Below are 549 nucleotides of genomic sequence, written 5' to 3' on the forward strand. Positions count from 1 at the left end.
GGTGGGCCGCGACATTGCCTCGGCCGACGAGCACGAGGCGTTCGCACAGCTGCATATCAAGATGCTGCTGGCGTATCTGGAGCGGCCCAAGGGCTGATCGGCCGAAGCGCCATCGCTGTCAAGTCCTGCCATAGGTTGACACTGTGCTCAGTCTCCGAGCGCCCGATGCACCGCATCGGGCGTTTTGTATTTCAAGGCCAGATGAGGCCGTTCGTGGTTGTAGATATGCACGGCCTGCGCCACCATGCGTGCGGCCTGCTCTAGGTCGGCGGGGCGCTTGAGCAGCAACTCCCCTTTGAGGATGCCGTTGACCCGTTCGGCCAGGGCATTCTGGTAGCAGTCGTAGCCATCGGTCATGGAGCACGTGATGCCGTGCCGCTGATGGATGCGCTGGTACTCGGCTGAACAGTATTGGATGCCCCGATCCGAGTGATGAACCAGAGGCTGTCGCGTATGGCGCGTCTTCAGCGCCATCTTCAACGCCCGGGCGACCGACTCGGCATGCAGGCTGTCATGCACGCGGTAGCCCACGATCTTGCGCGAGTAGGC

At 62.5% G+C, this 549-nt stretch carries 1 pseudogene; it reads right to left on the bottom strand.

The window, feature by feature from the left end:
- Positions 1-159: 159 nt before the first annotated feature.
- Positions 160-549: pseudogene (locus ACWKV5_RS29655) on the bottom strand (transposase); the annotation flags it as partial.

This window comes from Pseudomonas oplopanacis, from assembly GCF_057128725.1.